This is a genomic window from Oceanospirillum sediminis, from assembly GCF_014164585.1.
GTDB lineage: Bacteria > Pseudomonadota > Gammaproteobacteria > Pseudomonadales > Halomonadaceae > Oceanospirillum > Oceanospirillum sediminis.
On sequence record NZ_JACJFM010000003.1, the window covers coordinates 87,317 to 104,905 of the forward strand.

Genomic DNA, 17,589 nt, shown 5'->3' on the forward strand with positions numbered 1-17,589 from the left:
TTACTTACTCCTTCGGGAGTCAAAAAGCCGGGCCAATTGGTCCGGCTTTTTTTTTGCTGGTAGTTAGTATGTGTTTTTAGTTTTAATACTACTGTTGGGTTAGTTTATGTTCTGAGGATATGCGGATGTTTGATAATAAGTCGATTTTAATTACCGGGGGCACAGGGTCATTTGGCAAGAAATATACTCAGATCCTGCTGGAAAAATACATACCCTCAAAGATTATTATTTTCTCCAGGGATGAGCTTAAACAGTTTGAGATGCAGCAGACGTTTAATGCGCCTTGTATGAGATACTTTATTGGGGATATACGAGATCAGCAGCGCCTTATCGAGGCAATGGAAGGTGTGGATTATGTGATTCATGCGGCAGCGATGAAGCAGGTTCCTGCTGCGGAATACAATCCAATGGAGTGCATTAAAACTAATATTGATGGTGCTGAGAATGTGATTAAAGCTGCTTTGCATAATGAGGTAGAAAAAGTTATTGCACTGTCTACAGATAAAGCTGCGAATCCGATTAATCTCTATGGTGCTACTAAGCTGGCATCTGATAAGTTATTTGTAGCGGCTAACAATATGGTTGGTAAGCGTCGGACCCGTTTTTCAGTTGTTCGTTATGGTAACGTGGTTGGTTCAAGGGGGTCGGTTATCCCGTTTTTCAGAAAGCTATTAGCTGAAGGGGTAGAAGAGCTGCCTATTACTGACCCGGAAATGACTCGCTTTATGATTACTTTGAGGGAAGGGGTTGAGTTTGTTCTGAAAAACTTCTCCAGAATGCATGGAGGAGAAATTTTTGTACCTAAAATTCCATCTATGAAGATGACGGAACTCGCTGATGCATTATCTCCAGGGATTGGTCAGAAGGTTGTGGGAATTCGTCCGGGTGAAAAACTGCATGAGATTATGTGCCCTGCGGATGATTCGCATCTGACACTGGAGTTTGATGATCATTATGTTATTTGTCCAACTATCCAGTTTTCAGAAGCGGCTGACTTTTCCTGTAATAAGCTAGGGGAGCGGGGGGGTAAAGTGGAGCGTGGCTTTGAGTATAACTCTGGTAATAATTCCGTTTGGTTGACTCATGAGCAATTACTGGAAATGGCTCAGGAAGAAGAATAATGGATATGATCCCTTATGGCAGACAGAATATTTCAGAGCAGGATATTCAGGCCGTTATTGATGTGCTGCGTTCAGATTTTCTGACGCAGGGGCAGTGTGTGCCTGAATTTGAGCGGCGCCTGGCGGGTTATTGTGGTGCTGGGTATGGAATAGCAGTTAATAGTGCTACATCAGCATTACATCTGGCGTGCCTTGCTTTGGGGTTATCAGAGGGGATGCGGCTATGGACGTCTCCTGTTACTTTTGTTGCTTCTGCAAATTGTGCTCTTTATTGTCAGGCGGCTGTGGATTTTGTTGATGTTGATCCTTCTACCTATAATATAGATGTTAAATGTCTGAAGAATAAGCTTGAGAAAGCAAAAGCTAAAGGTTGTTTGCCTGATGTGCTGGTTGCCGTTCATATGGCAGGTCTGTCCTGTGATATGAAGGTAATATATGAACTGAGTTTGAAGTATGGCTTTCGCATTATTGAGGATGCGTCCCATGCTGTTGGGGGGCGATATTTATCAGAACCGGTTGGATCTTGCCGCTATAGTGATATTACCATTTTCAGTTTTCATCCGGTGAAAATTGTTACAACGGCAGAGGGTGGTATGGCTATGACTAATGATGCAGAGCTTGCTCATAAGATGGCTCTGCTCAGAAGTCATGGGATTACGAGAGAGCCAGCGTTGATGACGTCAGAGCCTGATGGTGCGTGGTATTACCAGCAGATAGAGCTTGGCTTTAACTATCGAATGACAGAATTGCAGGCTGCTCTGGGCCTGAGTCAGCTAGAGCGTCTGGATGCTTTTGTTATGCAAAGGCAACAGATTGCTGATCGATACGATGCCTTGCTAGCCGGTTTGCCTGTTTTCCGACCTGGCAGGTCTTTGATAAGTGAGTCTGCATGGCACTTGTATGTCATTCGTTTGGATTCTGCTAAAACCGCTGTATCCAGAAAAAATGTCTTTGATTATATGCGTTCAAAGGGGGTTGGGGTAAATGTGCACTATATTCCGGTCCATACTCAGCCATATTATCAGGCATTAGGTTTTCGCATGGGAGCATATCCTGAGGCGGAAGCGTGCTACGAGGGGATCATTAGTCTGCCTTTGTTCCCGGATCTGACTGAAAGTCAGCAGGACTATGTGGTTGAGGTGTTACAGGAGGCGCTGGTTTTATGAGAGTGTGTGTTATACCTGCAAGAGGCGGTAGTAAGCGAATCCCTCGTAAAAACGTCAAGCTCTTTCTCGGGCGGCCTATGATAGCCTGGTCTATTGATGTGGCAATAAAGAGTGACTGCTTTGACCGTATAGTGGTTTCGACAGATGATGATGAAATTGCTCAGGTTGCTATTGGTTGCGGTGCTGAGGTGCCGTTTATCAGGCCTGCCTCATTATCTGACGATTATGCTGGGACGGTTGAGGTATTGGCCCATGCAGCAGAAGCACTTTTACTACGACCGGAAGACGTAGTGTGCTGTTTGTATGCGACGGCGCCTTTTGTGCGGGAGGAGGATCTTCAGGCAGGGCATAAAAAGCTTCTGCAGTCAGATCTGGATTATGTGGTTTCGGTTGTCGAGTATAATTACCCTATACAGAGAGCTCTCCGGTTTGTCGGGGGGAGGCTTTCTATGTTTGATTCTGAAATGTATGGTGTGCGCTCTCAGGATCTTGAGGGGGCATGGCATGATGCTGGTCAGTTTTACTGGGGGAATGCTGAGGCCTGGATGCAGAGAAAGCCTGTTCTGAACGCTTTGTCCGGAGGTGTGATTTTGCCTTCTTACAGGGTTCAGGATATTGATACTCCTGATGACTGGGTCAGAGCTGAATTAATGTTCAGAATGTTGCGATCAGATGTGTTGAGTGATGGAGTGTGTTAATCAATGTGGTTTTTTGTGAAAACAGTATAATCATGATTAAGAATCAAATCTTCGGGCCGATAAGATAATCAGGGCATGATTTTTTGTTGGGATTTTTTGGCGCAAAAATTGCAAAAGGAATATTTGCAATCTGGCTTGCCCTGTATTGGGTTGCAAGTTCTTAATCTACGCTGGAGGTAGTTGTTATGAATCCTATGTTGGGTATTGGGTCTGGTCTTGATCTGAGTACTATGCTGAATAGCCTGGTGCAGGTTGCCAGTGAGCCAAAAGTAAAGCAGTTAGGCCAGAAAGAAGCTGAAACAAAAGAAGCTCTGTCTGGTCTTGGGTCTCTGAAGAGTCTGTTGTCTGATTTTCAGAGCGCAGCCAGTGCACTGAGTAACTCTTCTGTCTTTGGCCAGCGTAAAGCAACAGTTACTCAGCCATCGGGTGGTGATGTACTTACTGCAACAGCTGATTCGACGGCTTCTGCAGGAAATTATAGTCTGACTGTGAATCAGTTAGCTCAGGGGTCGCGTTTGGCGACTGATCAGATAAACACAGATCACGATGCTGCTCTGACTTTCAGTGGTACTGCTGATGGGGATGGAGTTAAGGATACTCTGAAGTTTTATATGCAGGACAACTATACCAATGGTTTTTCTCCTGAAGCGACTGATCCGGCTCCGTTTGAGATTGATCTTAAAGATGGTATGTCGCTAAATGATATTGCTGCAGCTGTTAATGAGCACGAAGATAACTTTGGTGTAACGGCATCGGTCATTGATGGCAAGCTGATTTATGAGTCCTCTGTCACCGGTGGTAGCAATAATCTGGAGGTCAATAGTACCCGCGAGTTCGCTAATCGGAATTTTGGGGTGGGTTCCTGGTTGACCGGGTGGGCAGACGCTCCCGGGGGCTATGATACTGTGGGAACTGTTTTGCAGGAGGCTCAGTCATCAATAGTTGATTTAAATGGCTTATCAATTACTCGCGATACCAATACGTTGGATGATGTTGTAAGTGGCGTGACTTTTAATCTTACTGCTGAATCTACCGATGCCGCAACGATAGCAGTTGCTTCAGATACTGAGTCAGTTTCAAACAAGATTTCGGCATTTGTTACTGCCTATAATAAACTTCGTGAAGGCATGAATGAACTTCAGGGATCATATGATAGTGATACTGAAGAATTTACCTATGGAAAGCTGTCAGGTGATCCTATTATCCGCAATGTCGAATCTGTTTTGAGTAATATTATAACAGGCCAGGCTTCTGGGGCTGCGGCAGGAGTGGATACACTGTATTCTGTTGGTATGGATATCCAGAGTGATGGTACCCTGAAGCTGGATACTAGTCGTATGAACGATGCGCTGGCAAATAATTTTGACGATCTGGATGAGCTGTTTTCCGGTGCCGGTGGTATCGCTTCTATGGCTGACGAGCAGATTGGTAACTTCTTGGGGGTTACAGGTGTTATTAGTGGGAAAGAGCAATCGTACAATGATATCCTTAAAGATTTAGATAGCCAGTATGAAGAGCATACGCGTTATATCGAAAGCTATCAAAAAACTTTGATAAAGCAATTTACGGCTCTGGATAGCACCGTTGGTCGTTTGCAGTCAACAATGAGCCAGATTGGTCCCCAACTGGCTGCCCTGGCTAATATTCAGTACTCTTCTGGCTCGTGAGAATTTAGGTTTTAATTATGAGAAAAGCCCTACAGCAATATCAGTCAGTTAATTTGGAGAGTGACATTGAGAGCGCTTCGCCATATCGCATCACACAAATGCTTCTGGAGGGGTGTTTGCGTTTTATGAAGCAAGCTCGTTTTGCAATTGAGAAAAAAGATTTTGAGAAAAAGAGTCACTTTATTTCAAAGTCTGAGGCTATTGTTGCAACGCTTGCTGCTTCCCTTGATCGAGATATTAGTCCAGAGTTATCAGATAATCTTGCCCGACTGTATGACTTTGCTATAGATCGTATGATTTCAGCATCCTTGAATATGGATATAGCTGCGCTGGATGAGGCAATTGAGATTATGACTGAAATTAAAACTGGCTGGGATGCGATTCCTTCTGATGAGATTGCAAAAGCCAGTGCTATCAGGGCTTCGAAAAATGTCTGATTTTGAGCAGCATGAGTTGGTTGCCGCATTCATTGAAACAAGGCTGACTTCTAACTTAGAGGCTTTTCGTATGCATCTTCCAGATGTATACGAGATGTTTAAAAGCTATAAAGAAGACAGATACTATCTGATTTACGACAAAGCCGGGGACATTAATGTTCTGGATCGTAAAGAGGGTTGTGTTCTGTATGGGGATAACCCTGTTCAGGAGGTGCTCAATAATTATGAGGCATATGTCAAAAGTCCTGTTGCCCGACCTTATATAATTGCAGGTGCTAAAGACTGCGAAACGAGTCCTGTCCATAACAAGAGTATGGCAGCTCTGGGGGAAATTCAGGAAAACCTCTTAATAAAATTTAGAACAAAGTCGATAAATGCTGCTATTGATTTTGAGCTGGGTAGAAAGCAGGCAGACTTAGGTGATGCTGGTTTTCCCGAAACTGTAAATGCTATGATACTGCTTTCTGTTGGTATTGGTTTTGATATAGAAAAAATCTATCTTGATTCTAAAATTAGAAAGCTGGTTATTCTTGAGCCTTGTTGTGATCTTTTTTATTGCTCGATGCAGCTAATCGATTGGGCTTCTATCCTTAATAAGTGTGTAGATAACGGTTTTGATATATATATAAGCTTTTCTGATAATTATGATGAGCTTGTAGAAGACTGCTTTAATTATTTTAACCGGGCTGGTCGGCATAATGCTGCAGGAGCTTACCTTTATTCAGGTTTTTATCAGGAAAGCTATTCCCCTTTATTTGAAGGGGTGAAAGCAGTATTTGATCTAAGGGTGTTTAGCGGATATGGTTTTTATGACGATTCAAGAATCTGCGTTGCACATGCCTATGAGAATATAAAGGATAAAGTTCCTTGCTTAAAATCTGATCGAAATATCAATAAAGAGTTTGGGCAAAAGGAGTGGCCTGTATTTATTGTGGGTAATGGCCCTTCTCTTGATAACGATATTCAGTTTCTTAAAGAAAATCAAAATAATGTTGTTATTATCAGTGCCGGTTCTGCATTAACGACGTTGTATAGAAACAATATTGTTCCCGATTTTCATGTTGAGTTAGAGCGAACCGCTCATGTTGCTGTTTGGCTGAAAGCTGCTGCAGATTCCGAAGATTATTATAACTACCTTAAGAAAATCCGTTTGGTTGCCTTGTCTCAGGTTCATCCTGAGGTTTTTCGCTTGTTTGATAAAAAAGGGCAAATTCCAAAAGATAATGAAACATCCTCTCTTCTTCAAATGAAGCTTTTTTCTGGTAACGGAGTAAGAGTTGTTGCTCGAACAGCACCTAGTTGTGTGCATCTTGGAGTGACCTTTGCTGTAGTGGCTGGATTTACTGATATATACCTTCTAGGTGTGGATATGGGGTCTAAGTCGAAAGACCGGCATCATTCAAAAGACAGTTTATACAGCAAGCTAAGTGACCAGATTAAGAAAAGACATGACATGGATGGCAAGAAGCTTACTCAGTTTGATCCTAATTTTGGTGATGACCCTGTCTTTTCTTATAATCTGTTACCGATGTTTAAGGTGACACTTGAGTCCATTATTACTGGGTGGAAAGAAAGCATGGCCTATGTAGGGCATGAGCTGCGGTTTTTTAACTGTAGTGATGGTGCGAAAATAGAAGGTACGGAACCTTTGCATTCACCTGAACTTTCTTTGCATCTACAGGATGGGAAAAAAGAAGAGCTTGCAGATAGCATAATGAGTTCTTTTTTTGCTTATATTCCGCAAGATGGCGATAGTGAGTTGTTTCGTCAGACTATTATTGATAATAGAGATAAGTTTGGCTCAATGTGTAGTTGGCTTATAGATGGTTTACATTATGTTGATAATGAGATGGATGGTGCAGCGCTCATTGATGGTCTTTCCTATAAGTTTCATAAGGATATAGAATCTATAGGTTTGTCTGAAAATGATAGCTGGCTGTACTCTTTCTTTGATGGAAGTCTGCTATATGCTTTAAGTGCAATGCAGTCAACCTTGTTTCTGCCTTTCGGTCAGGATATGCGGGTTGAAGCTTTTAACCAGTGTGTGGATGTATTGCGGGGGCTATTTGGTGATATGGAAAAAGATTATACAGAAAATATGTTTTCCCTGGATAAAGAATCTTACTATGAGCATTACTTTAAAAAGGATAAGTGATGACTGATGGCCACGATACATTGGATCATATTTTTGAATTACTCAGAGATGCTGAAAGTGGGCTGGCGTTATTAGGTGGAGAGAATACCGCTGATAGTGCTGAAGAATTTGAGTCTTCAGTCGATCTATTGATTCGAGCGGTAGAGCATTTGTTTGATGATGCCTATTTCATGATAGAGCACAAGGAAGAAATTTCTGAAAGAAGTGCTGATCTTTTTATGCGAATGAATAGTCTTCTTGATAATGCTGTAAAACTCAAAGAAGAAAAGATGAGTGTTATTGTCAAACTGCAAAAAGGCCGGAAGGTTGTTAATGAGTATAAAAAGGTCTGATGTATAATGAGTGCATCTGCGCAGGATTTACAGATTGCTTTTCAAGAGTTTACAGCTCTCTCTGAGCAACTGACTTCTTCCTATAATGAGCTGCAGACAAAAATTGTCCGTTTAACTGAAGAGCTGGAAGAAGCACGAAGAGAAAGAGCTGAACAGTTGGAGCAAAAGCAGCAGATTGCAGAGAAGCTTGAGAACCTGCTCAATCTTCTGCCGGCGGGAGTCATCGTAATGGATGGTGACGGTGTTGTTAGCAGTGCTAATCCCAGTGCTCAATGCTTGCTTGGGGCTGAGATTGAGGGCTGTAAATGGGTTGATGTGATCCAGAAGAAGTTCTCTCCTCAGCAGGGCGATGGTTATGAAGTGTCGTTGAATGACGGTCGACTGGTTTCTATTTCTACCCGATCTTTGGAAAAAGAGCCCGGTCAGATGGTTGTTATCAGTGATATGACTGAGACTCGTCGCTTGCAGGAGCAGTTGAGTCGTACTGAACGTCTGACAGAGATGGGGCAAATGGTTGCCTCACTGGCCCATCAGATTAGAACTCCGCTATCGGCGGCGATGTTGTATGCCGGACATCTGCAGTCAACATCACTGGCTGAAAACAACAGAGTGAAGTTTGCTGGAAAGCTGCAGGGAAGATTAAAGAATCTGGAACAGCAAATTGGAGATATGCTTCAGTTTGCCCGTGGAGGTAGTGCTGTTGCGGAGGAGTTTTCTGTCGCTGATTTCTTTGCTCAACTTCGTCACTCTCTTGAAGGCGTCTTCTTGCAGTCCTCAGTCAGTTGTTCATGGCAACTGGAGCAACAGGCTGGTAGTTTGCTAGGGCATCAGGAATCTCTCAATGGTGCCTTTCAGAATCTGGTTAATAATGCCATCCAGGCGGGTTCATCAGAGATTACTGTGACATCTGTGCTTTCAGAGGGTCGGCTTGAGGTCAGCGTTTGTGACAATGGTCCCGGTATAGCAGATGATCAACTGGAAAAAATTCTGGAACCTTTCTTTACCACTAAAACACAAGGGACAGGTCTTGGGCTGGCGATTGTTCAGTCGGTTGTTGCTGCCCATAAAGGAGAGTTGACTGTAAACTCTCAACTTGGATCCGGTAGTTGTTTTATAATCCGGTTGCCACTTGTAACTGCCTAGGTTTTTTTTATGGATGTTAGAGTACTTGTTGTTGAAGATGACCCTGATTTGAGAGAGGCGCTGGTTGATACGCTGGAGCTGGCTGATTTTGATGTCACTGAGGCTGATTGTGGAGAAGCTGCTATAGCCTGTATTTCAGGAGGTTCATTTGATCTGATAGTCTCTGATGTCAATATGCCTGGAATTGACGGGCATGAGTTGTTGAAGCACGTTGTGAATCGTCACCCAGGGCTGCCGGTATTGTTGATTACGGCTTATGGCAGTATTTCTAATGCTGTTGATGCTATGAGGCAAGGGGCGGTAGATTATCTGGTGAAGCCATTTGAACCGGACACTCTGGTTGATCTTGTGCGTAAATATGCTAAAGGTCAGGCTGAACAGAAGTCTGATGATCCGGTTATGGTCAGCGACAGAAGTCAGCATGCTTTTGGTTTGGCGAAGAGGGTTGCTGTAACAGACTCTACTGTTTTGATTGCAGGTGAAAGTGGTTCTGGTAAAGAAGTTATTGCCAGTTATATTCATAAGTACTCTCATAGAGCTGATCAGCCTTTCATTGCAATTAACTGTGCAGCTATTCCTGAAAGCATGCTGGAAGCGACTTTGTTCGGGCATGAAAAAGGTGCTTTCACTGGTGCTGTAAATAGCGCTCCCGGGAAGTTTGAGCAAGCCAATGGTGGAACGCTGTTGCTGGATGAGATTTCAGAGATGGCATTGGATTTGCAGGCAAAACTACTGCGGGTGCTTCAGGAGCAGGAAGTCGAGCGTGTTGGTGGCAGGAAAACGATCAAATTGGATGTTCGTGTTATCGCGACAACAAACCGTAATATGCAGCAATATATCGCTGACGGTAAGTTCCGTGAAGACTTGTTTTATCGTTTAAATGTTTTCCCTATAACGCTTGCGCCATTGAGAGAGCGCGCTGACGATGTGGTACCTCTGGCTGAGCGCTTGTTTGGCAAGCATACTCAGAAGATGGGGCGACCCGGAGTACGTTTATCTGATTCAGCAAAGATTGAACTCAGCAATTATTTGTGGCCGGGTAATGTCAGAGAGCTGGAAAATGTCGTGCAGAGGGCTCTTGTTCTTCAACCTGGGGATATCATAGAAGCGGAAGATCTTTGCATAGAGACAGGAAGTCTGGCGGAAAAAGTTCTCCGAGCGGATGTATCCGTAGCAGGGGAGCAGGGAAGTGGCGGACAATCTTTCAAAGATGTATCTGTTATGTCATCTCAGCCAAAAGACCAGTCCTCCGGAGGGGTGCTTGAATCCGGTTCGCTGGGCGATGATCTTCAGCAGAAAGAGTTTGAGATGATCATTGCTGTGCTGAAAGAGGAGCGTGGCAGAAAAAATAAAGCGGCTGAACGGTTAGGTATCAGTCCAAGAACATTGCGTTACAAGATGGCCAAAATGAGAGATGCAGGTATTGATGTGGATAAAGCCATTGCAATGATCTGATCTTAAACTGGCATTTTGTTATGTATCAGTTATAAAATACAGGAAATGTATTTTCAGTTTGCGTGTCAGGCGTAAATGAAGGTGTAGGAGAGGATTATGGTTGATCGGGCCGATATATCCAGTGTGTTGGATCAGATTCGCTCAATGCAGTCAGAGTTGAATCAGACAAGCAGAGTAGCAGCGCCAGTTAAGCCTGCAGATAATGTTCAGGGATCAGAGGATATCCCTGATTTTGCAGAGATGCTGAAAAATGCTATCGACAAAGTGAATGAGACGCAGAAGACGGCTAGCGCTTTGCGTGAGTCCTATGAAATGGGTGATCCTGAGGTTGATATTACTCAGGTAATGATTGCTTCTCAGAAGTCAACCGTCGCATTCGAAGCAATGACTCAGGTAAGAAATAAGCTGGTCACGGCGTATCAGGAAATTATGAGAATGCCAGTATAATCACTGGTCTAACTGATCTGGTTGGGAATCGGGTGAATGGATAATCCATCAGAGGAAAATGCGCAGGCATCAACTGAGCAACAGAATAATCAGGCTCAAGCTTCAGATCAGTCCTCCAAATCTGATCCAGCAAAGAAGCAGTCAGGCTTCAGCAATGTCATGGATGGGTTTAATAGCCTGGATATGTTCAGGCAACTGGGTTTGCTGGCCGGGTTTGCTGCGAGTATCGCGATTGGTTTTGCTATTGTTCTCTGGTCTCAGGAAAAAGATTACCGACCGCTGGTCAGCAGTATAGGCGAGTATGACTCTCCGGCTATTGTTGATATATTAGAGCGTAATGGGATTGGCTATAAAGTAGATCCTCAATCTGGAGCATTGCTTGTTCTGGCTGATAAAATTTATGAAGCCAGAATGAAAATTGCCGCTTCTGATGTAGCTCGAACAGATACGGTTGGTTATGAGTTACTTGATCAGGAACAAGGATTAGGTACCAGCCAATTTATGGAAAGCGCCCGATACAGACGTAGTGTAGAGGGTGAACTGGCCAGAACTATTTCCAGTCTTCAGCCTGTTCGTGGGGCGCGAGTTCATCTGGCTATTCCTAAGCAATCCGTTTTTGTGCGTGATTATCGAAAACCTTCCGCTTCTGTGTTTCTGAACCTGCAAAGTGGCGCTGCGCTGGATGCAAGTCAGGCTAATGCTATTGTTAATCTGGTCGCAACCAGTATTCCCCAGCTGGACCCGAAAGATGTCACTATTGTTGATCAGCGTGGGCGGTTGTTATCTCAGGTAGATGCCCAGGAATCGGATAAACAGATTCAGCGGCAATTCGAATATTCCCGTAAACTGGAGCGTGTTCTGACAGAGCGCGTCAGAAGTATTCTGGAGCCAGTTCTGGGGCCGGGCAGATATCAGGCTGCAGTGTCTGCAGAGATTGATTTTACCGAAACTGAGCAGACAGAAGAACTTTATAATCCTGATTTACCGGCGTTACGTAGTGAACAGGTTCTGAATGAACAGCGGGTTGGGGATTTTAATAATGCGGGTATTCCCGGAGCTCTTTCCAATCAGCCTCCTGCGCAGGTTGCTGTTCCAGAGGATGTTAATGGAGAGGGTGCTGGTGGCATAGGGCAAGCACAGAATAGCAGAAAGCAGGCTACCAGAAACTTTGAACTTGACCGGACAATCAGCTACTCCAGAAATCATCTTGGTCGTGTAGATCGGCTGACAGTTGCTGTCGTAGTGGATGATATTATTATTCGTGAGCCTGAAAGTGGAGAAGTTGTTCGGAGAGCCTGGGATGAGAACGAGTTGCGAAGGCTGGAGGTTCTGGTTCGGGATGCGGTTGGTTTCAATGCTCTGCGAGGCGATAGTGTCAATGTAGTGAATTCTCCTTTTGCTGATTCAGGCGATGGTCAGTTTGAAAAGCCTCCGTTCTGGCAAGAACCCTGGTTCTGGGAGATTGCTAAGCAGGTTCTGGCAGGTTTGTTCGTTCTTATCCTGATTTTTGGTGTACTAAGACCTATTCTGAAGAGTCTTGCAACCGCCAAAGATGCTGATGACGGTGTGGATGCAGAAGATGAACTGACGCCTCTTGATGATTTGGGAGAAGATCAGGTTACTTTGTCTGCGGCAGATGATCCTTTGCTAGCTGGACCAAACGAAGCCTTTGAGCGGCAGTTGAATGCTATTAAGGCGATGATTGCAGAGGATCCTGGGCGAGTGGCTCAGGTAGTAAGACAATGGGTGATTGCAGATGAGTGATGAGGAATATCAGGAACCGTTAGGATCTGTTGACAGGGCTGCTATTCTTCTCATGACACTGGGTGAGGCTGATGCTGCCCAGGTTCTGAGGCATATGGGGCCAAAAGAGGTTCAGCGTGTCGGGATGGCTATGTCTCAGTTGCAGCATGTATCCAAGGATCAGGTTGAAGAAGTTCTGGGAGATTTTCTGGATGCTGCTGGTAATGTAACCAGTCTTGGCGTTGGCGCTGATAGTTATATCAGGCGTATGCTGACAGAGGCGCTTGGTGAAGATAAAGCAAATGGCCTGATTGACCGGATTCTATTAGGCGGCAATACTACAGGGCTTGATACACTGAAGTGGATGGAGCCTCGTGCTATTGCGGATATTATTCGTTATGAGCACCCTCAGATTCAGGCGATTGTGATGTCTTATCTGGATGCTGATCAATCAGCAGAGGTGATGGCATTTTTTGATTCCAAAGTGCGGCTGGATGTTATTCTCAGAGTCGCTGCACTTGAGTCGGTCCAGCCCCAGGCTTTGCAGGAACTGAATGATATTCTTGAAAAACAGTTCTCTGGTAGCAGTGGTACACAGACTACCAGTATGGGGGGTATTAAGGTTGCCGCTAACATCATGAATAACCTTGAAAGTTCACTTGAGGGTGAGCTGATGGAGGCTATTAAAGAAGTTGATGAGCAGCTTGGCGAAGAAATTGAAGATCTCATGTTTGTATTTGATAACCTGGTGGATATGGATGACCGGGATATTCAGGTACTGTTGCGTGAGGTTAACCCTGATAACCTGGTGCTGGCACTGAAGGGTGCAGAAAGTCGGGTGCAGGAGAAAATTTTCAAGAATATGTCGAAACGTGCCAGTGAACTGTTGCGTGATGATCTTGAAGCCAAAGGGCCTGTCAGGGTTAGTGAGGTTGAGCAGGCCCAGAAAGAGATCCTGGCTATTGCCCGACGTCTTGCTGAAGATGGAGAAATCACTCTGGGCGGCGGTGCTGACGAAATGATCTGATAATGAGTGACTTATGGCCGCAAATAAGCAAGGTATGTGGACCAGCGAAGAGCTGGAAGCTTTTGAAAAATGGGAGATGCCGGACTTAACCGGCATCTCCCTTCGTAGTTTTAGCCGTGGGAAAATGTCTGATGGCATTGTTCCGCCCGAAGACGAGCAGGAAGACGTTGAAGAAGAGCTACAGCTCCCAACACAGGAAGAGATTGATCAGATCAGGCAGGAAGCTTATGACTCTGCTTATGCAGAAGGAAAAGCACAAGGTCTGCATGATGGCAGTGTTCAGGGACGCGAAGAAGGCTTTCTGAAGGGAAAAGCGGAAGGGTATGAAGATGGAAAGGAGCAGGGGTATCAGGAAGGTTTGTCTCAGGGGCAGAGAGAGATTGATGCGGCTTTAACTCAGCTGAATGATCTGATGGCTCAGTTGCATGAGCCAATTGAGCAGCAGGCAGACGAAATTGAAGGTGTTCTGTATGGATTGCTGGAGAAACTGGTAACGATTATAACCCGAAAGGAGCTGCACCTGTCATCTGACTCGGTACTGGAAATTATCCGAGAGTCGCTGGAGCTATTACCAAGAAATAGCGAACGAATCAGAGTTTTTGTCAGTCCTCAGGATCTTGATCTGGCTAAAAGACAGTCTGAAGGCAGTCTTGATCGATGGCATGTTTATGCTGATGCTGCCCTTCTGCCTGGAGGGTGTCGTGTTGAGACGATGAATAGTCTTGTGGATGCCTCCGTTGAGAACAGGTTATCAGACTTGTTAGAACAGGTTGTGGCGGGTCGCTATAGCCAGGATCTTCCTTAAGCAAATATTCTGTAAATGGATAAAGTTACTGCTTCCGGAGAAAATAATGAGCAACTTAGCTGAACGTCTTGTCCGCTATCAGCCTTCTGTATCGCTGAAACCCAGATTAAAGTCTGAAGGTCGCTTGATACGGATGGTTGGGCTAACGCTGGAGGCTGTAGGGTGTGATCTGCCTGTCGGGAGTTACTGTTCGGTTGAAACCTCATCTGGTGCTTTTGTTGAAGCGGAAGTGGTTGGTTTTTCTGAGGACAGGCTGTTCTTAATGCCGGTAGGTGTCGCAGAAGGGTTGAAGCCGGGAGGCCGGGTTATTCCTAATGATAAGGCCATGAACATCCCCGTGGGGCCTGAGTTATTAGGAAGAGTACTGAATGGTATTGGTGAGCCTATTGATGGCGGAGGGCCTATTGCCTCAAAAGAGACAACCACGCTGCATGGTAAAATTATTAATCCTCTGGACAGAAAACCTATTGATGCGACGCTTGACGTTGGAATACGCTGTATTAACTCTTTATTTGCAGTGGGTCAGGGGCAGCGGTTAGGACTGTTTGCAGGTAGTGGTGTGGGCAAGAGTATGCTGCTGGGTATGATGACCCGGTTTACTGAGGCCGATATTATTATTGTGGGGCTGGTGGGTGAAAGGGGCAGAGAGGTAAAAGAATTTATTGAAGAGATTCTTGGTAAAGAAGGTCTCTCCCGATCTGTTGTGGTGGCTTCGCCAGCTGATGATTCAGCATTAATGCGGCTGCGTGCTGCGATGTTAACGACCTCGATTGCCGAGTACTTCCGTGATCAGGGTAAAAAAGTCCTTATGCTAATGGATTCCCTGACTCGATTTGCTCAGGCTCAGCGTGAAATTGCTCTGGCTGTTGGGGAGCCTCCAGCCACCAAAGGTTACCCTCCCTCCGTATTTGCAAAAATTCCTCAGCTGGTTGAAAGAACAGGTAATGGTAAAGAAGGCACTGGCGGTTCAATTACTGCGTTTTATACTGTGCTGACAGAAGGCGATGATCAGCAGGACCCTATTGCTGACGCTACCAGGGCTATTCTGGATGGGCATATTGTTTTATCTCGTCGCCTGGCAGAAGAAGGGCATTATCCAGCCATTGACCCGGAAGCTTCAATCAGTCGAGTAATGCCTCAGGTTGTTTCTGAAGAGCATCTTAAAAGTGCGTACCGTTTTAAACAGATCTATGCAAGATATCAGCAGAGTAAGGATCTGATTAGTGTTGGAGCTTATTCTAAGGGTTCTGACCCGGAGATTGATCTGGCTATAACGATGATGCCGGTCATGAAGCAGTTTCTGCAGCAAAACCTTAGAGAAAAAGTGGATAGTGTTTCCAGTTTTCAGCAAATGCACATGTTGATGAATTACTCTGAAAACTCTCCGGAAAAAAAACCGTAGTGTGAGTCAGGAGAGATCCCATGAAGCGTTCTGAGCGATTGAAAAACATTATGACCCTGGCCGAGAAAAAAGAAAATGATGCGGCAACGGCTTTGGGAGTGCTTAAAAATAAAATTGAGAGTGAATTGCAGAAAAAAAGCCAGCTGAATGAATTTGAAGTGGAATACCATCAGAAAATTACTGATGCAGGGCGTCAGGGGGTCAAAGGCAGTGATCTGAGACGCTATTATGGGTTCATGTCGCACCTTAACTCTGCTGCAGAGCAACAGGAAAAGCATATATCTGAACTGGAAAAGCAGGTTGGACAGGTGCAGGCGTACTGGCTTAAGACCCGTGGAGAATTGAAAGCTTTTGAAAGTCTGGTTGATAAAGCAAAGCAAGAGGAAAAGCTGGTTGCAGACAAACAGGAGCAAAAAGTGTTTGATGAGCTATCAGGCATGATGCATTTCAGAAATAAAACGTCTTAACAATATGGCATGAGCCTTGCTGAATAACCTGATAAATGAAAAATATCAGGTGGTCATATGGCTTTACATCAAGCTCAATCTATATCTGTGTCAGAGTTTCTTGCCTCTGGCCAGGGTAGGCAAAAAGTAAAAGCTAATAACACTGGCATGCGCTTTCAGGATACTTTCAGCTCTTTCTCTGCTGAATATAATCAGCAGCGGCAAGTCGGAGGTGTGTCAGAACGTAAAGACTTTTCTGCCCCTGGCAATAACCGTCCGTCAGGCGGTAATAGTTTGCCTGGGAGATCTGATCGGATTGCAGATGCCCATGCACCGGGAAAACGGGACTCTTCTCCTGGCTCAGGTGTATCGGCAAACAGTGAATATGCTCCCAGAGCAAGGCTCTCGGACGTTGATAGCAGATCTGATACAGTCTCGTCTGTAAGTGATTCGGAGTTATCAGCTAAAGCTTCTTCCGAAGACTCTATTGATGATGAAGGAATAAATCTGTCAGAAGAGCTGGAGTCTCTGGGCCTGGACCAGAATGAGTTGAAAAAGCTGATATTGGAAAAAACGGAGCTGTCAGAGGCCGAATTTGATCGTTTGGCTGAATCACCAGAGCAATTCATGGCTGAGCTGGAAAACTGGCTGCAGGATGATGAGCTAGGGGCCGAAATTCTGGCTTTGATGGATAACCCTATGGCTTTTCAGCAGCTGCTTCAGATGACGCAGAATGTTTCCGTTAATCAGTCAAAAGATACGGGGCAGGTTAAAGAGAGCAGTGCTTACTCTGGCGATAAAAATGAAGGCAAGGGCAGTTCAATGGCTAATCTGGTAGATAAGCTGTTGAGTGGTAAGCAGGCTGACCAGGAAGCTATGGAGGAAAATTTAAGTAAGGAAAAATTGATGGAGCAGATAATGACGGCGCGCGTAGGTGCTCGCATTGACTCTGGTTCTGGATTTTCCTCTGTTTTTTCCGGTGAGGTTTCTTCTCTTAATGGGGCGTTATCAGGTATAACGTCTGCTACAGGTAATATCCCCCAGAGTGCCCAGAACTCCGGGGGGCATCAGCTACCGGTGCTAAGGGGGTTACCCGGACAGCCCGGTGCTACTGAAGCACTTTCAGAGCGCATTATGATGATGCGTTCGAAAAATATGCAGATTGCAGAGATAAAACTTGATCCTCAGGAGTTAGGAGCGCTTGAGGTAAGGGTGAAAGTTGTTAATGATGTAGCAAATATCCAGTTCCATAGTCCTAATCAAGGGGTAAGGGAGGCTTTAGAGTCTCAGATTGTAAAGTTAAGAGAGATGATGGATGAGTCTGGGCTGACTCTGGGTGATGTAGGGGTTTCTGATCAGTCCTTGTCTGAGCAGCCGGATGAACATTTTGCTGATAGTGGTGTTTTCTCTGATAGTGGGAATTCAGGGGCTTCGTTAACTGATGAAGAGTCTGTTCAGAATACATCTATGCATATCCAGAGGCATCAGGCTCTTGGACTGGTTGATTATTTTGCCTAGTATCAGGACGACCTGATTTAATTTACT

The 17,589-nt window shown here is 44.9% G+C and carries 16 protein-coding genes; all 16 read left to right on the forward strand.

Annotated features, from left to right (window positions below; all coding sequences use genetic code 11):
• Nucleotides 1–125: 125 nt before the first annotated feature.
• Complete coding sequence (gene pseB, locus H4O21_RS03355; protein WP_182807434.1) at nt 126–1,121, forward strand: UDP-N-acetylglucosamine 4,6-dehydratase (inverting); 996 nt, start codon at nt 126–128, stop codon at nt 1,119–1,121.
• Nucleotides 1,121–2,287, forward strand: a complete 1,167-nt coding sequence (pseC, locus tag H4O21_RS03360; protein ID WP_306667863.1) for a UDP-4-amino-4,6-dideoxy-N-acetyl-beta-L-altrosamine transaminase — start codon at nt 1,121–1,123, stop codon at nt 2,285–2,287. The genes pseB and pseC overlap by 1 nt, the downstream gene beginning before the upstream one ends.
• On the forward strand, nt 2,284–2,985 hold the full coding sequence (pseF, locus tag H4O21_RS03365; RefSeq protein ID WP_182807435.1) for a pseudaminic acid cytidylyltransferase: 702 nt from the start codon (nt 2,284–2,286) through the stop codon (nt 2,983–2,985). The genes pseC and pseF overlap by 4 nt, the downstream gene beginning before the upstream one ends.
• A gap of 185 nt (nt 2,986–3,170) precedes the next feature.
• The gene (gene fliD, locus H4O21_RS03370; RefSeq protein WP_182807436.1) at nt 3,171–4,652 is read left to right on the forward strand and encodes a flagellar filament capping protein FliD; all 1,482 of its coding nucleotides are present in this window, start codon (nt 3,171–3,173) and stop codon (nt 4,650–4,652) included.
• 17 nt (nt 4,653–4,669) lie between these two features.
• On the forward strand, nt 4,670–5,089 hold the full coding sequence (gene fliS, locus H4O21_RS03375; RefSeq protein ID WP_182807437.1) for a flagellar export chaperone FliS: 420 nt from the start codon (nt 4,670–4,672) through the stop codon (nt 5,087–5,089).
• On the forward strand, nt 5,082–7,244 hold the full coding sequence (locus tag H4O21_RS03380; protein WP_182807438.1) for a motility associated factor glycosyltransferase family protein: 2,163 nt from the start codon (nt 5,082–5,084) through the stop codon (nt 7,242–7,244). Before fliS ends, H4O21_RS03380 begins: the two co-directional genes overlap by 8 nt.
• Nucleotides 7,244–7,576 (forward strand): hypothetical protein, encoded by a 333-nt coding sequence (locus H4O21_RS03385; protein WP_182807439.1) that lies wholly within the window; start codon nt 7,244–7,246, stop codon nt 7,574–7,576. The genes H4O21_RS03380 and H4O21_RS03385 overlap by 1 nt, the downstream gene beginning before the upstream one ends.
• 6 nt (nt 7,577–7,582) lie before the next feature.
• Nucleotides 7,583–8,719, forward strand: coding sequence for a sensor histidine kinase (locus H4O21_RS03390; protein ID WP_182807440.1), 1,137 nt, complete (start codon nt 7,583–7,585; stop codon nt 8,717–8,719).
• A gap of 9 nt (nt 8,720–8,728) precedes the next feature.
• Nucleotides 8,729–10,174, forward strand: coding sequence for a sigma-54-dependent transcriptional regulator (locus tag H4O21_RS03395; protein ID WP_182807441.1), 1,446 nt, complete (start codon nt 8,729–8,731; stop codon nt 10,172–10,174).
• Between the two features lie 96 nt (nt 10,175–10,270).
• Nucleotides 10,271–10,621: a flagellar hook-basal body complex protein FliE gene (gene fliE / locus H4O21_RS03400; protein ID WP_182807442.1), complete on the forward strand. Its 351-nt coding sequence runs from the start codon at nt 10,271–10,273 to the stop codon at nt 10,619–10,621.
• A gap of 36 nt (nt 10,622–10,657) precedes the next feature.
• Nucleotides 10,658–12,385 carry a flagellar basal-body MS-ring/collar protein FliF gene (gene fliF / locus H4O21_RS03405; RefSeq protein WP_182807443.1) on the forward strand — a complete coding sequence of 576 codons (1,728 nt, stop codon included), beginning with the start codon at nt 10,658–10,660 and terminating at the stop codon, nt 12,383–12,385.
• Nucleotides 12,378–13,391, forward strand: coding sequence for a flagellar motor switch protein FliG (gene fliG, locus H4O21_RS03410; RefSeq protein ID WP_182807444.1), 1,014 nt, complete (start codon nt 12,378–12,380; stop codon nt 13,389–13,391). The genes fliF and fliG overlap by 8 nt, the downstream gene beginning before the upstream one ends.
• A 13-nt stretch (nt 13,392–13,404) precedes the next feature.
• Complete coding sequence (locus H4O21_RS03415) at nt 13,405–14,196, forward strand: flagellar assembly protein FliH (protein ID WP_182807445.1); 792 nt, start codon at nt 13,405–13,407, stop codon at nt 14,194–14,196.
• Between the two features lie 46 nt (nt 14,197–14,242).
• Complete coding sequence (gene fliI / locus H4O21_RS03420) at nt 14,243–15,598, forward strand: flagellar protein export ATPase FliI (protein WP_182807446.1); 1,356 nt, start codon at nt 14,243–14,245, stop codon at nt 15,596–15,598.
• A gap of 20 nt (nt 15,599–15,618) precedes the next feature.
• Entirely contained in the window at nt 15,619–16,065 is a 447-nt protein-coding gene (gene fliJ, locus H4O21_RS03425; RefSeq protein WP_182807447.1) for a flagellar export protein FliJ, read from the forward strand.
• Between the two features lie 57 nt (nt 16,066–16,122).
• Nucleotides 16,123–17,562, forward strand: coding sequence for a flagellar hook-length control protein FliK (locus H4O21_RS03430; protein WP_182807448.1), 1,440 nt, complete (start codon nt 16,123–16,125; stop codon nt 17,560–17,562).
• Nucleotides 17,563–17,589: the final 27 nt, after the last annotated feature.

Excerpts from the sequence above, each read along its gene's own strand:
- pseB (WP_182807434.1), top strand. The coding sequence starts at position 126 with ATGTTTGATAATAAGTCGATTTTAATTACCGGGGGCACAGGGTCATTT.
- pseC (WP_306667863.1), top strand. The coding sequence starts at position 1,121 with ATGGATATGATCCCTTATGGCAGACAGAATATTTCAGAGCAGGATATT.
- pseF (WP_182807435.1), top strand. The coding sequence starts at position 2,284 with ATGAGAGTGTGTGTTATACCTGCAAGAGGCGGTAGTAAGCGAATCCCT.
- fliD (WP_182807436.1), top strand. The coding sequence starts at position 3,171 with ATGAATCCTATGTTGGGTATTGGGTCTGGTCTTGATCTGAGTACTATG.
- fliS (WP_182807437.1), top strand. The coding sequence starts at position 4,670 with ATGAGAAAAGCCCTACAGCAATATCAGTCAGTTAATTTGGAGAGTGAC.
- H4O21_RS03380 (WP_182807438.1), top strand. The coding sequence starts at position 5,082 with ATGTCTGATTTTGAGCAGCATGAGTTGGTTGCCGCATTCATTGAAACA.
- H4O21_RS03385 (WP_182807439.1), top strand. The coding sequence starts at position 7,244 with ATGACTGATGGCCACGATACATTGGATCATATTTTTGAATTACTCAGA.
- H4O21_RS03390 (WP_182807440.1), top strand. The coding sequence starts at position 7,583 with ATGAGTGCATCTGCGCAGGATTTACAGATTGCTTTTCAAGAGTTTACA.
- H4O21_RS03395 (WP_182807441.1), top strand. The coding sequence starts at position 8,729 with ATGGATGTTAGAGTACTTGTTGTTGAAGATGACCCTGATTTGAGAGAG.
- fliE (WP_182807442.1), top strand. The coding sequence starts at position 10,271 with ATGGTTGATCGGGCCGATATATCCAGTGTGTTGGATCAGATTCGCTCA.
- fliF (WP_182807443.1), top strand. The coding sequence starts at position 10,658 with ATGGATAATCCATCAGAGGAAAATGCGCAGGCATCAACTGAGCAACAG.
- fliG (WP_182807444.1), top strand. The coding sequence starts at position 12,378 with ATGAGTGATGAGGAATATCAGGAACCGTTAGGATCTGTTGACAGGGCT.
- H4O21_RS03415 (WP_182807445.1), top strand. The coding sequence starts at position 13,405 with ATGGCCGCAAATAAGCAAGGTATGTGGACCAGCGAAGAGCTGGAAGCT.
- fliI (WP_182807446.1), top strand. The coding sequence starts at position 14,243 with ATGAGCAACTTAGCTGAACGTCTTGTCCGCTATCAGCCTTCTGTATCG.
- fliJ (WP_182807447.1), top strand. The coding sequence starts at position 15,619 with ATGAAGCGTTCTGAGCGATTGAAAAACATTATGACCCTGGCCGAGAAA.
- H4O21_RS03430 (WP_182807448.1), top strand. The coding sequence starts at position 16,123 with ATGGCTTTACATCAAGCTCAATCTATATCTGTGTCAGAGTTTCTTGCC.